This window comes from Tabrizicola sp. YIM 78059, from assembly GCF_004959785.1.
Lineage (GTDB): Bacteria > Pseudomonadota > Alphaproteobacteria > Rhodobacterales > Rhodobacteraceae > Tabrizicola > Tabrizicola caldifontis.
Genome location: NZ_SJZH01000012.1, coordinates 60923 through 73960 on the forward strand (window position 1 = coordinate 60923; position 13038 = coordinate 73960).

The 13038-nt window shown below is 65.8% G+C and carries 15 protein-coding genes; 6 read left to right on the forward strand and 9 right to left on the reverse strand.

The window, feature by feature from the left end:
- Position 1: 1 nt before the first annotated feature.
- Complete coding sequence (iolE, locus tag EZM81_RS14525; protein WP_136646245.1) at positions 2–913, forward strand: myo-inosose-2 dehydratase; 912 nt, start codon at positions 2–4, stop codon at positions 911–913.
- Between the two features lie 12 nt (positions 914–925).
- Positions 926–1732 carry a 5-deoxy-glucuronate isomerase gene (iolB, locus tag EZM81_RS14530; RefSeq protein WP_135450690.1) on the forward strand — a complete coding sequence of 269 codons (807 nt, stop codon included), beginning with the start codon at positions 926–928 and terminating at the stop codon, positions 1730–1732.
- Between the two features lie 478 nt (positions 1733–2210).
- Here iolB and EZM81_RS14535 read toward each other — a convergent pair whose 3' ends face one another.
- The 4 genes from EZM81_RS14535 to EZM81_RS14550 form a co-directional block, all read right to left on the reverse strand.
- The gene (locus tag EZM81_RS14535; protein WP_135450689.1) at positions 2211–2990 is read right to left on the reverse strand and encodes an ABC transporter permease; all 780 of its coding nucleotides are present in this window, start codon (positions 2988–2990) and stop codon (positions 2211–2213) included.
- The gene (locus EZM81_RS14540; RefSeq protein WP_135450688.1) at positions 2987–3718 is read right to left on the reverse strand and encodes an ABC transporter permease; all 732 of its coding nucleotides are present in this window, start codon (positions 3716–3718) and stop codon (positions 2987–2989) included. Before EZM81_RS14540 ends, EZM81_RS14535 begins: the two co-directional genes overlap by 4 nt.
- 330 nt (positions 3719–4048) lie before the next feature.
- Positions 4049–4816: a transporter substrate-binding domain-containing protein gene (locus tag EZM81_RS14545; RefSeq protein ID WP_135450687.1), complete on the reverse strand. Its 768-nt coding sequence runs from the start codon at positions 4814–4816 to the stop codon at positions 4049–4051.
- A gap of 31 nt (positions 4817–4847) precedes the next feature.
- Positions 4848–5618 (reverse strand): ABC transporter ATP-binding protein, encoded by a 771-nt coding sequence (locus EZM81_RS14550; RefSeq protein ID WP_135450686.1) that lies wholly within the window; start codon positions 5616–5618, stop codon positions 4848–4850.
- Positions 5619–5751: 133 nt separating this feature from the next.
- Between EZM81_RS14550 and surE the strand changes: the two genes are divergently transcribed.
- Genes surE through EZM81_RS14565 form a run of 3 tightly spaced genes read left to right on the forward strand, consistent with a single transcriptional unit; the run spans position 5752 to position 8424 of the window.
- Positions 5752–6540, forward strand: coding sequence for a 5'/3'-nucleotidase SurE (surE, locus tag EZM81_RS14555; RefSeq protein ID WP_135450685.1), 789 nt, complete (start codon positions 5752–5754; stop codon positions 6538–6540).
- Complete coding sequence (locus tag EZM81_RS14560; RefSeq protein WP_135450684.1) at positions 6537–7205, forward strand: protein-L-isoaspartate(D-aspartate) O-methyltransferase; 669 nt, start codon at positions 6537–6539, stop codon at positions 7203–7205. Before surE ends, EZM81_RS14560 begins: the two co-directional genes overlap by 4 nt.
- 55 nt (positions 7206–7260) lie before the next feature.
- Entirely contained in the window at positions 7261–8424 is a 1164-nt protein-coding gene (locus tag EZM81_RS14565; protein ID WP_136646208.1) for a peptidoglycan DD-metalloendopeptidase family protein, read from the forward strand.
- A gap of 121 nt (positions 8425–8545) precedes the next feature.
- On the opposite strand, the gene EZM81_RS14570 is transcribed toward EZM81_RS14565, so the two are convergent.
- Genes EZM81_RS14570 through EZM81_RS14585 form a run of 4 tightly spaced genes read right to left on the reverse strand, consistent with a single transcriptional unit; the run spans position 8546 to position 11078 of the window.
- The gene (locus EZM81_RS14570) at positions 8546–9385 is read right to left on the reverse strand and encodes an ATP-binding protein (RefSeq protein ID WP_248298235.1); all 840 of its coding nucleotides are present in this window, start codon (positions 9383–9385) and stop codon (positions 8546–8548) included.
- Positions 9382–10278 (reverse strand): twin-arginine translocase subunit TatC, encoded by an 897-nt coding sequence (gene tatC / locus EZM81_RS14575; RefSeq protein ID WP_136646209.1) that lies wholly within the window; start codon positions 10276–10278, stop codon positions 9382–9384. The genes EZM81_RS14570 and tatC overlap by 4 nt, the downstream gene beginning before the upstream one ends.
- Positions 10275–10838 carry a Sec-independent protein translocase protein TatB gene (tatB, locus tag EZM81_RS14580; protein ID WP_136646210.1) on the reverse strand — a complete coding sequence of 188 codons (564 nt, stop codon included), beginning with the start codon at positions 10836–10838 and terminating at the stop codon, positions 10275–10277. Before tatB ends, tatC begins: the two co-directional genes overlap by 4 nt.
- Positions 10839–10865: 27 nt before the next feature.
- The gene (locus EZM81_RS14585) at positions 10866–11078 is read right to left on the reverse strand and encodes a twin-arginine translocase TatA/TatE family subunit (protein ID WP_135450680.1); all 213 of its coding nucleotides are present in this window, start codon (positions 11076–11078) and stop codon (positions 10866–10868) included.
- Positions 11079–11240: 162 nt separating this feature from the next.
- Between EZM81_RS14585 and EZM81_RS14590 the strand changes: the two genes are divergently transcribed.
- A complete protein-coding gene (locus EZM81_RS14590) occupies positions 11241–11594 on the forward strand; it encodes a YafY family protein (RefSeq protein WP_135450679.1) in 354 nt (117 codons plus the stop codon).
- A gap of 262 nt (positions 11595–11856) precedes the next feature.
- Here the strand turns inward: EZM81_RS14590 and EZM81_RS14595 are convergent, their stop codons facing one another.
- Positions 11857–12939 carry an ABC transporter ATP-binding protein gene (locus tag EZM81_RS14595; RefSeq protein ID WP_136646211.1) on the reverse strand — a complete coding sequence of 361 codons (1083 nt, stop codon included), beginning with the start codon at positions 12937–12939 and terminating at the stop codon, positions 11857–11859.
- Positions 12940–13038: the final 99 nt, after the last annotated feature.

The window sequence follows — 13038 nt, forward strand, 5'->3', positions numbered from 1 at the left end:
GATGAGCGTCAAGATCGGCATCTCTCCCATCTGCTGGCAGAACGACGATCTGCCGGACCTGACTGCCGCCTACACGATGGAGCAGGCGCTCCGCGAGGCGCGCGAGATCGGTTATACCGGCGTCGAACGCGGCCGCCGCATGCCTGCGGACACAGAAGGCCTGCGGTCTTACCTGAACGCCAACGGGCTTTACCTCTGTGGGGGCTGGTGTTCCGGCAACCTGCTGGTCAACGACGTGAAGACCGAGATCGAGGCCGTACGCGCCCAGGTGGAACAGTTCGTGGCCCTAGGCGCCCCCTGCATCGTCTATGCGGAATGTTCAAACACCGTTCAGGGCGACATCGCGGTTCCGGTCAACAACCGCCCGAAATTCGCCGCCGAAGACGTGCAGGCCTATGGCGCGAAGCTTTCCGAACTGGCGAAATGGATGGCGGATCAGGGCATGACGCTTGCCTATCACCATCATATGGGCTCGTTCATCGAATCCGAGGATGACGTGAACGCACTCATGGAAGGTTCCGCACCCGAAGTGAAGCTGCTGTTCGACACCGGCCACCTTCTGTTCGGCGGGGCCGATGTCCTGCGCGTTCTCGACCGCTGGGCCGACCGGGTACACCATGTGCATTTCAAGGATATCCGTCCCGACGTCGTCCGGGACGTGCGGCGGAACAACCGCAGCTTCCTCGACGCCGTGATCGCCGGTGCCTTTACTGTGCCGGGCGACGGCTGCATCGACTTTCAGGCCGTGACCGACAGGCTGAAGGCAATGAATTATGCCGGCTGGATCGTTGTCGAGGCCGAACAGGATCCGGCCAAGGCGCCACCCTACGAGTATTCGAAACTTGGCTACGACCACATTCTGAAGGTCTGCGCCAAGGCAGGCCTGACGATCGACCACAGCCGCCCTTCCTGAAGGATCAGGACCATGCCCCACCTCCTCCGCCATCCGACCGGCACCCGCGGCAAGGTGCATGAGATCACTCCCGAAAACGCCGGCTGGGGCTATGTGGGCTTTACGCTCTACCGGCTGGAACCGGGCGACATGGCCGAAGAGGCGACGGGGGACCGCGAGGTCATCCTCGTCATCGTCGAGGGCAAGGCCAGGGTCCAAGCCGCCGGTCAGGACTGGGGCGAGATGGGCGACCGGATGGATGTGTTCGAAAAGACCCCGCCGCATTGCCTTTACGTCCCGAACGGGCAAAGCTGGAAGGCCGTGGCCACCACGCCTTGCACCATCGGCGTCTGCAAGGCGCCGGGCAGGGGGGGGCACAGGGCGCAGCGCCTTGGCCCCGAGGGGATCACGCTGACCCCCCGCGGCAAGGGGACCAATACCCGCTATGTCAACAACATCGCCATGGAAAGCCGCGAGGTCGCCGACAGCCTGCTGGTGACCGAAGTCTTCACCCCTGACGGCCATTGGTCGAGCTACCCCAGCCACAGGCATGACGAGGACGCCTTCCCCCGCATGACCTACCTGGAGGAAACCTATTACCACCGCCTGAACCCCGCCCAGGGTTTCGGCATCCAGCGGGTCTATACCGAAGACGGCACGCTGGACGAGACGATGGCGGTGAAGAACCATGATGTCGTGCTTGTGCCGAAGGGCCACCACCCTTGCGGTGCGCCCTACGGCTACGAGATGTATTACCTCAACGTCATGGCCGGCCCCCTGCGCAAGTGGCGCTTCCAGAACGATCCCGACCACGACTGGATTGCGCAAAGGGACGCCTGATCCCATCACGCCACGGCCCAGGCCGCCAGAAGCACTGTGGGCCTCTGGCTGCGGTCAAACCGCTCCCGGCCGTCCAGCCCTTGCCGAAAAGACCCTGACCGCCGGATTACCCGCTGCAAGGCGATGCTTCCCGATCAAAGCGATCCGGCGCAGTCGCCGATCCTCTGCCTTGCCGGATGCCACCATCCAGAACCGAAGTAGATAAGCCATGACCAGAGACCTCCCCAGGGTTTTTCCGCATGCACAGGATGACCGCTAAAGTTGTGCCGAATATGACCTGGGCGGGACAGTGCCATGCGGTTTCATGGCAATCCTGTGAACTGGTTTGCGGCTGTAAACGGTTGTCGTCGCAGCCGTTGTTTGCGGCATCCCCCGCGACAACCGCTGACTCTGCTGCCTGCGGACCAGTCCGACCATCAGGATATTGCCGTATGGGCGGCCAGCCCCGCGTCTGCAAAAGCAGCCGAATGCCGTGGCCTCAGGCCACCCTCTGCGGCACCCGCCCCTCGAACCAGCGGAACAGCGTCACGATCACCCCGGTGATGCCAAGATACACGACCGCAAGCAGCAGAAGCGGCTCATAGGTGATCAGTGTCTCCGACCGAACCCGGCTGGCGACGGCGTAGATATCGACCACCGTGATCATCGCCACCAGTGGCGTCGCCTTCAGCTGCAACACCGTCTCGCCGCCCAGGGTCGGCAGCACGCGGTGCAGCGCCTGCGGCAGCCAGATGCGGCGAAAGATGGTCAAACGCGGCATTCCCATCGCCCGCGCGGCCTCAAGCTGGCCGTGCGGAACCGCCTTGAAGGCGCCGCGCATCACCTCGCCCTCATAACCCGCGACCGACAGCGACAGACCGACCACGGCATAATACCAGGCATCACGCAGGATCGGCCATGCCCAGCTGTCGCGGATGCCGGGGATCCCGGGGAACAGGCTTCCGATCCCGTAATACAGCAGAAACAGCTGCAGAAGCAGCGGCGTACCCCGGATCACCGAACAGAATACCCGCGCCGGCACCGCCAGATACCAGGGTCCCACCGCCTGCGCCAGGCCCAGCGGGATCGCCAGCGCCATGCCGATCGCCATGGTCAGCACCAGCAGGATCAGCGTGTTGCCGATCCCCCGCACGATCAGTGCCTGATACTTCGGATTGCCCAGCCACTCCCACCGGCCATAGGCCACGACCAGCCCGGCCATCACCGCCAGGATCGCCAGCATCACCAGCCGCCGGGGGATCAACAGCGACCGGATCATCCCTGCACCGGCCTCTGCCCACGCCGCGCGCGCCGTTCCAGCACCGAGAAGATCAGAGTAGAGGCAAGCGAGACCGCCAGATACAGCACGCCGGCCGCCGCGTAGAAGGTGAAGAAGGCCTTGGTGGTCGATGCGGCCTGCCGGGTCGCCTGCGTCAGTTCCGCAAACCCGACTACAGCCAGAAGTGCGGTGTCCTTGGTCGCAATCAGCCACAGGTTCGCCAACCCCGGCAGGGCCAGCGCCAGCATCAGGGGCAGCGTCACCCGTCGCGCCAGCATCACCGGCGGCATGCCCATGGCGCGAGCGGCCTCGATCTGCCCCGCCGGCACCGACAGGATCGCTCCTCGCAGCACCTCGGTCGCATAGGCCCCCTGCACCACGCCCAGGACCAGGATCCCCGCCGCAACACCGGAGATCTGCACCTTCTCGCGCCCCAAGGCGACCAGGATCTGGTTCAGCGCATCAGTGACCGCGAAATACAGGATCAGGATCAGGATCAGCTCCGGCACGGCCCGGACCACCGTGGTATAGACCGCCAGCAGATCCTTCGTCACCGGCCCGCCATAGATCTTGCCATAGGCGCCCAGGACCCCGATCCCAAGGCCCAGCGCGAAGGCCCCCGCCGCGATCAGCACCGAATGCCAGAGGCCCCAGAGAAGCACCGCCCCCCAGCCCGGCGGGTTCAGCGCCAGAAGCTCCAGCGTCGAGGACAGCAGCGCCCCGCTCATCGCCCGCCCGCCCCCGAGCTTGCTTCTTGCAAATGATCCACGGGGATACGGGGGTGGGAAACCCCCGCCGCCCGAGCCGGTTGCGCGCCTGCGCGCAGAGGCGAGACACAAGGCTTGCCCCGCCACGCGCTCAATGCCGCTGGCCGGCCGCCCCGCGCGCCGCGGGGGCCGGCAGCCCCCCCTCCCTCTCCCTCCCTCACGCAGGGGGAGGGAAGCGCCGCACCCGTTTGCCGGCGCATCCGACCGGTCGGCGCGCCTCCCTTCCCCCGCGTGGGGAAAGGATGGGGGTGGGGGATCCGTCGCGGCATCAGCCGCACGCCCGCGCCTGCCTCATTCGCCGTAGATCGACGAGGCGAAATACTGCGCCGTGATCTTGTCGTAGGTCCCGTCCTCGCGGATCTTGGCGATGCCGGCGTTGAACTTCGCCTTCAGTTCGTCCTCGCCCTTGCGCAAGCCCACGCCCACGCCAAGACCCAGAACCTCGGGGTCGTCGGCCACCGCGCCCACGATCTCGCAGCAGGCCGCCCCGATGTCCGAGGCGATGAAGGCATCAAGCGCGATGCTGTCGGCCTGTGTCGCATCTATCCGGCCCGCCGCAAGATCCTGGTTCGCCTCGTCCTGGGTCTGATAGACCTTGATCTCGGCCGCCGAGCCGGCGAAGTGCTTGTTCACATAGGCCTCGTGGATCGTGGCCACCTGGACGCCGATGACCTTTCCGGCAAGCCCCTCGGGCGTCGGCGTGATGCCCGATCCCTTGGCGGCCGCGATCACCGTGGGCGTGTTGTAATACTTGTCGCTGAAGTCGATGGTCTTCATCCGCTCTTCAGTGATCGACATCGAGGCCATGATCGCATCGATCTGGCCCGAGGTCAGCGAAGGGATGATCCCGTCCCAGGCCACCGGCGTGATGACGCAGTTCATCTCGGCAGCGGCACAGACCGCATTGATGATCTCGACCTCCCAGCCGACCCAGTTGCCGGAGGCATCGGGGCTTGCGAAGGGCGGATAGGGTTCGGCCGCGATGCCGACCTTCACGTCCTGCGCGGCGACTGGGGCGGCCATCAGCAGCAGCGCAGCGGCGAGGGTTCTGATCTTCATTGATATCTCCTTGCTGGTTGGTTCCGCCGTCTCATGCGACGGATTTGAGAAACTGTTTCAGCCGCTCGGATCTGGGCGCCCCGAACAGCGCATCGGGCGGCCCTTCCTCCTCGATCCGGCCGTTGTGCAGATAGATCACATGGTCGGCGACCTCGCGGGCGAATTTCATCTCGTGCGTGACGAGGATCATCGTCCGGCCCTCGTCGGCCAGCCCCCGGATCACCTGCAGGACCTCGCCCACAAGCTCGGGGTCCAGGGCGCTGGTCGGCTCGTCGAACAGCATCGCCTTGGGCTCCATGCACAGCGCCCGCGCTATGGCGGCGCGCTGCTGCTGGCCGCCCGACATGAAGGCGGGATAGGCCGCCTCCTTCTCGGCCAGCCCGACCCGCGCCAGAAGCTTGCGGGCACGCTCCACTGCCTCCTCCTTCGGGGTCTTCAGAACATGCACCGGCACCTCGATCAGGTTCTCCAGCACGGTGCGGTGGGTCCACAGGTTGAAGGACTGGAACACCATCCCCAGCGACTGGCGGATCCGCTCGATCTGCCGCCGGTCGGCGGGGCTTCCGTCCGCCCGCATCGCCACTGGCTCTCCGGCAACGGTGATCCGGCCCGACGACGGCGTTTCCAGAAAGTTGATGCAGCGCAGCATCGTGGACTTGCCCGAACCCGAGCCGCCAATGATCGCCACCACGTCACCCTCGCGCGCAGTCAGCGACACGCCCTTCAGCACCTCATGCGCGCCAAAGCTCTTGTGCAGGTCCTCGACCCGGATCGCCTCGGGCCTTGCCGATGTCTCTGCCATGCGCCCCCCTGTTATTGTTATCTGAGCGTGCAATTCGGCCTCGTGCAAGTCTTTCCTGCGTGAATGCTGGCCCGGCATGGCGCCTTGAAGGGTGGGCGCCTGTCGTCTAATCAGGGGGGATCACGGGGGACCCATGCGCATCCTGATCACCAACGACGACGGCATCAACGCACCCGGCCTTGAGGTCTTGACCGCAATTGCCACAGAAATCGCCGGGCCAGGGGGCGAGGTCTGGACCGTTGCCCCCGCCTTCGAGCAATCGGGCGTCGCGCATTGCATCAGCTACACCCATCCGATGATGATCGCCGAGCTTGGCCCCCGCCGCTTTGCCGCTGAAGGCAGCCCGGCCGATTGCGTGCTGGCCGCGATCTATGACGTGCTGGACGGGGCGAAGCCCGACCTCGTGCTTTCGGGCGTGAACCGCGGCAACAACGCGGCCGAGAACGTGCTTTACTCCGGCACCATCGGCGGGGCGATGGAAGCCGCGCTGCAAGGGGTTCCTGCCATTGCGCTGTCGCAGTTCTTCGGACCGGAGAACGTGGTGCTGGCCGATCCGTTCGAAAGCGCCCGCGTCCACGGTGCCGCGGTGATCCGTGCGTTGCTGGACAAGGGGGTCTGGACGCAGGACGACTACCGCGTGTTCTACAACATCAACTTTCCGCCCCTTCCCGCCAGCGCGACGCGCGGAACCAGGGTCGCCCCCCAGGGCTTCCGCCGCGACACTTCGTTTTCGGTGGAACCGCATCTTTCGCCATCAGGCCGCAAGTTCCTCTGGATCAAGGGTGGCCACCAGCACACGCCCACGCTGCCCGGCTCGGACGCGGCGGTGAACCTTGACGGCTGGATTTCGGTCACGCCGATGCGCGCCGACCTGACCGCGCATGACCTGCTGGCCGATCTGGAACGGCGGCTTGCCTCATGACAGGGACGGAGGACGACAACCCCTCCGAAACGCTTGCCGAACGCAAGATGCGCTTCCTCTTTGCCCTCCGATCACGCGGCGTGACCGACACCCGCGTGCTGACCGCGATGGAAATGGTTGACCGCGGTCTTTTCGTCCGCGGCATCTTTGCCGGGCGCGCCTACGAGGACATGCCCCTTCCCATCGCCTGCGGTCAGACGATCAGCCAGCCTTCGGTGGTGGGACTGATGACCCAGGCGCTGAACGTCACTCCCCGCGACACCGTGCTGGAGGTCGGCACCGGCTCGGGCTACCAGGCCGCGATCCTGGCGCAGCTCGCCCGCAGGGTCTATACGGTTGACCGCTACCGTCGTCTGGTACGCGAGGCGACCGATCTGTTCCGTCAGCTGGACATCACCAACATCACCGCCATCGCGGCCGACGGCTCGTTCGGTCTGCCGGAGCAGGCGCCCTTCGACCGCATCCTCGTGACCGCCGCCGCCGAAGACCCGCCCGGCCCGCTTTTGGAACAGCTCAAGCCCGGCGGCATCATGGTTCTGCCCGTAGGCCAGTCGGATACGGTGCAAAGCCTGATCAAGGTCACCCGCACCTCACGCGGGTTTGATTACGAGGAACTCCGCCCGGTGCGCTTTGTGCCACTGGTAGAGGGGCTGGGGTCCGAGTAGTATGGCAGACCAGCCGGGCAAACCCGGAAGCAGTCGAGCAAAGAGGCGGGACGGAATGCGCACCATCGGCAGAACCCTGCGGACGACACTCGTGCTGGGGGCCAGCGCGCTTGCGCTTTCGGCCTGTGTGAACACCGGCGAGATGGACTGGGATCTGCGGGGGAACGGCGGCAGCACCGCAGACGCGGCACGTCAGGCCACGGCACGGGCGCCGACCCCGGATTCCAACGGCATCCTTTCCTACCCCGACTACCAGCTTGCCAAGGCCCGGCGCGGTGAAACCGTGGCGTCCATGGCCGGTCGTCTGGGCCTGAACGCAACCGAACTTGCCCAAACCAACGCGTTGCGGCCAACCGATCCGCTGCGCGAGGGCGAGCTGCTTTTGCTGCCCCGCCGCGTCGCCGCCACACCCCAGCCCGCGACCATAGGCGGCAGCGCACCCGTCAGCGGCGGCGTTGACATCTCGGCCATCGCAACCACAGCGCTGGACTCGGTCGGCCCGGCCACGCCAGCGCCATCGGCCTCGAAACCGATCCCGAACCAACCTGCAACCCACCGCGTCGCGCGGGGCGAAACCGCCTTCACCATCGCGCGCACCTACAATGTCTCGGCCAAGGCGCTGGCCGACTGGAACCAGCTGGGCCCCGACATGGCCGTGCGCGAGGGCCAAACCCTGATCATCCCCATCGCCACCGGGCCCGCCCCGAACCCCGAACCTGTGCCCACTCCGCCCGGCGCCGGCAGCCCGACGCCCGAGCCGCCCTCGGCCGCCAAGCCCCTGCCGGACGAAAAGACCACCCCTGCGGCGGCAAAACCCAAGGACACGCCGCCCTCGCCCGACCTTGGCGCACAGGCCACTGCGGCCTCGGCCTCGAAATTCGGCATGCCTGTGCAGGGCAAGATCATCCGCGGCTACGACAAGCGCACGAACCAGGGCATCGACATCGCCGCCCCCGCCGGAACCCCTGTTGTGGCCGCAGCCGCCGGCACCGTCGCCGCCGTTACCCGCGACACCGATCAGGTGCCGATCGTGGTGATCCGGCACGATGGCGGACTGCTTACCGTTTATGCCGGCCTTGACGCGCTGAAGGTGAAAAAGGGCGATACGGTCAGCCGCGGGCAGGCCATCGGCGTGGTGCGCAAGGCTGATCCTGCCTTCCTGCATTTCGAGATCAGGAAGGGCGTGGACAGCATCGACCCGATGACGTACCTGCGATAGTCCGGCGCGAAACGCTCGTCGATGAGTTCGTGACTTATCTCGGCGCGGTCACACGAGGCGGCCGCACGACGAACAGACGAAGCCGCAAGAAGGGGATCTGCGCCGGAATGCCTGGCGGGGATCAGACCGCGACCCGCACGCCTTCACGCGCCGCGAGGTCACAGAAGAACTGCCATGCCACCCGGCCAGACCTTGCGCCCCGCGTGGCCTGCCATTCCACCGCCTCGGCGTGCAGCCTTTCCTCCGGCACGCGCACCCCATGGGCGGCGCAGTAGCCGCGGATCATCTCCAGGTATTCGTCCTGGCTGCAGGGATGGAAACCCAGCCACAGGCCGAAGCGGTCGCTGAGGGAAACCTTCTCTTCCACCGCCTCCGAAGGGTTGATCGCGGTGGAGCGTTCGTTCTCGATCATGTCGCGGGGCATCAGGTGGCGGCGGTTCGAGGTCGCGTAGAACAAAACGTTCTCCGGCCGCCCCTCGATCCCGCCGTCAAGTACCGCCTTCAGGCTCTTGTAGTGCTGATCATCATGACTGAAGGACAGGTCGTCGCAGAACAGCAGGAACCGGTATGGCGCTTCGCGCAGATGCGCCAGAAGCCGCTGGACACTGGGCAGATCCTCGCGGCTCAGTTCCACAATCTTCAGGTCGTGCCCTTCCGAACGCACCTTCGCATGCACGGCCTTCACGAGGCTTGACTTGCCCATCCCCCGCGCACCCCAGAGCAGCGCATTGTTCGCAGGCAATCCGGCGGCGAAATGCCGGGTGTTTTCCAGCAGGGTATCGCGCGACCGGTTGACACCCACAAGCAAAGACAGATCCACCCGTGCGACGCGCTTCACAGGCTCCAGACGGTCGGGGCCTGTATGCCAGACGAAGGCCTCGGCGGCGAAATCCGGCGCGGGCATCGGCGCCGGCGCCAGCCGCTCCAACGCGGCGGCAATCCGTTCCAGTGCGTCAGTCACGCCTGCTTCTCCGTCTCGTCTGCCTCGTCCTCGTCCCACAGACCCTCGGCGCGCAGTTCCGCCTCACGCTTCTTCTCGATGCGGCGGATCATGAAGATAGACACCTCATAGAGCGGGTAGACCGCGAAGAACAGGATCAGCTGGCTCATCACATCGGGGGGGGTGACCAGCGCGGCCACAACGAGGATCAGCACGATCGCATATTTCCGCATCCCCGCCAGCCCTGCGGAAGTAGCCAGCCCCGCCTTGCCCATCAGCGTCAGAAGCACCGGCAGCTGGAAGCACAGACCGAAGGCGATGATCAGCTTCAGGCTGATGTCCAGCGTCTCGTTCACCTTGCCTTGGAAGACGATCTCGATCCCCTCGCTCGGCACAGCCACCGGCACATCGGCCGGGGTGTCGGTGACCAGCGGTGCCAGCACCGACAGAAGCGAGGCGCTGTCCGCGAACCCCAGGAAGAACCGCATCGCGATGGGCGTGACCACATAATGCGCAAAAGTCGCGCCCAGCAGGAACAACGCGGGCGAGGCGATCAGGAACGGCAGGAATGCCTGCTTCTCGCTGCGGTAAAGCCCTGGTGCGACGAACCGCCACAGCTGGTAGGCAATGACCGGAAAGCTGACCATCAGCCCGGCCACGACCGAGATGTGGACCAGCGTGAAGAAATACTCCTGTGGGGCGGTGTATTGCATCACCGGGTTCGGGTTGCCCAGATCGCGCATCGCCTGCTCGATCGGGCGCAGCAGGAAATCAAGGATCGGGTCGGCCACGATGAAACAGGCCAGCATCGCCACGATGAACGCCGAAACCGACCAGATCAGCCGGTTGCGCAGTTCCGCCAGATGCTCGACCAGCGGGGCCGAGCTGTCGTCAATCTCGTCCTTCGCGCTCATGCGCCCTCACCCGTGCCGCTTTCGGCCTTCCTGCGCACCCGGCCGCCCCGCTTTGGCGTCGGCGGCTCGGCTGCTGCGGAAACCGGGGCCTCGCGCGCCGCGCGGATGGCCGCCGCCTTTTCTGCCGCCGCCGCCTTCTTCGCCGCCACCGTCTCGGCCAAGGCTGCCGTCGCCGATCCCGGCGCCGCCGCAGCAGCAGCCGAAGCGACAGGGGCCGCAGCGGCCGGCATCGGTGGTGGGGTCAGCGGTGCGGTGCCGGTCGCTGTCGGCTTCGCCGCAGGCTTCAGAGGATCCCACTTCTCGAACTTGTCCGCAGCCGACTTGACCGCGTCCAGCCCCATTGACTTGGGATTGGCGACCTTCTTCAGATCCGCCGCCACCTCCTTGACGCCGGTCTCCTTTGCTGCCTCTTCCATCGCCCGACTGAACTCGCGCCCCATGGCCCGCACCTTAGCCATGAAACGGCCGAACTGCTGGAACATACCGGGCAAGTCCTTCGGACCGATGAAGATCAGCGCAACGATCCCGATGACCAGAAGCTCGGACCAGCTGAAATCCATGGGCTATCCCCCGAAAAGGCCCGAAGCTCAGGCCTTGTCCTTCTCGGCCGGCGTCACGTCCTTGGCCGCTTCCGCCTTGGCATCCTCGATTTCCTTGGTGCCGTCGGCCACACCCTTCTTGAAGGCCGTGATCCCCTTGCCGACCTCGCCCATCAGGCTGGACACCTTGCCCTTGCCGAACAGGACCAGCAGCACGACCGCAATCAGCAGAAGGCCGGGAAGGCCGATGTTGTTGAGCATGTGAACCCCCTCCATGCAGGCCCCGAAGCCGGGGCGGATTCCGTCACTGCCCCCAATTACGCCCCCGATCCCGCCGCTTCCAAGACCCAAGCCGCTTGCGCCCCGCAGTCAACTGACAGTATTTTGTCAGTAAGTCGGACCGATACCCCGGCGAAATGGCCCATGAAACGCGACGCCCGCCTTTACGACATCGTCCAGGCCCTGCGTGACGGGCGGCTGCATACGGCGGCCGAACTGGCGCAGCGGCTTGGCGTGTCCACCCGAACGATCTGGCGCGACATGGAGATGCTGGCCGCCACCGGCCTGCCGGTCACCGGCGAACGCGGCCTGGGCTATATCCTGCGCTCGCCCCTGATGCTGCCGCCCACCATGCTTACGCCAGAGGAACTCGAGGCGCTGGTCGAGGGGCTTCGCCACGTCGGCCAGGACGGCAACCCCCGCGCGAAGGCGGCGCGCAGTCTTCTCTACAAGGTCGCCACGCTGCTGCCGCAGTCGGGGATCGAGACCGAGGGCTGAACATGGACAGCAATCCCACCGGCCCATGTCCAGCCTGCAGCCCTGGGTGCCTCCCCCTCGTTGGTGAGGGATGGGTGTGGGGGCATCCCGCCGGTGCGACTGCGGCGAACGCGGCGACGGCCCGGCCGGAGCTTGCCGGGCCACATGTGGATGTAGAACAGACACAACGCAGCAAGGGCGCGCAGAGGGAAGGACGACACAGGAAGGAGGGCTTGCACCCTGTCCAGGCCACTGGAACGACACCGCATTTCCGGCTGATGCGTCAAACACCGAACACGAAGCACCGATCGCGCCGGATCATCAGCCAAAGAACGGTTCCCGGTTTGGGCAGGAATACCCCCGGGACGCTGGCCGTCAGCCGCGCCCCCTCGAAATCCATCGCGAAGTCGACCAGGCTCTCGCGCCCCAGATAGCGGCTTCTGATGACTGTGCCCCGCGCCGCCGTGCCATCCTGCGGCGTCGGATTCGGCCCCTTGCCGCCGCGGTCGAAGTCGATGCGCAGGTGCTGCGGGCGGATCACGATCTCGACCTCGGCCCCGTCCCTGTGCCCCGGCGTGAGGAAGGCGCCAAAGGGCGTCTCGGTCAGCGCACCCTTCGATACACCGCGGATGACATTGATATCACTGAAGAAAGCCGCTGCCGCCTTGTCCACCGGCGCATTGTAGACATTGTAGGGCGCCCCCTTCTGCACGATCCGCCCTGCCCGCATCAACGCGATTTCGTCGGCCATCCGCATCGCCTCATCGGGTTCGTGCGTGACCAGCAGAACCGCCGTCTGTTCCTCTTTCAGCAGGTCCAGTGTCCGGTCGCGGATGCCGTCGCGCAGCCGGTTGTCCAGGCCCGAAAACGGCTCGTCCATCAGCATCACACGGGGGCGCGGCGCAAGCGCACGTGCCAGCGCCACCCGCTGCTGTTCGCCGCCGGAAAGCTGGTGCGGATGCTTCTGACCAAAGCCGGAAAGATTGACCTTTTCCAGCAGTTCACCCACCCGCCGCGCCTTTTCGGCCTTGTCGATCCGCAGCCCGAACCCGACATTTTCGGCCACCGTCAGATGCGGAAACAGCGCAAAGTCCTGGAACATCAGACCGACCGATCGAGCCTCGGGCGGCACATGCACTCCAGCCCCCTCGACCAGACGACCGTCGATCCTGACTTCGCCGCTGTCGGCCCGCTCGACACCCGCGATGATCCGCAGCGTGGTCGATTTGCCGCATCCCGACGGGCCCAGCAGGCAGGTCACCTGCCCGGCAGCCACGGTCAGCGAAACATCTTCGACCACGGGTCTTCCACCGAAGGCACGGGTCAGATGCGAAACTTCCAGGCGAAGGGGGGCTTTGTCCGGCATGTAGTCCAAGAATTTTCGTCAGGTTTTCATATCAGCGCCCTGCCCCCACCACAAGCGACAGCAAACCCGCCGCGCCCTGGCCGCCGGCTACAGCTGCAT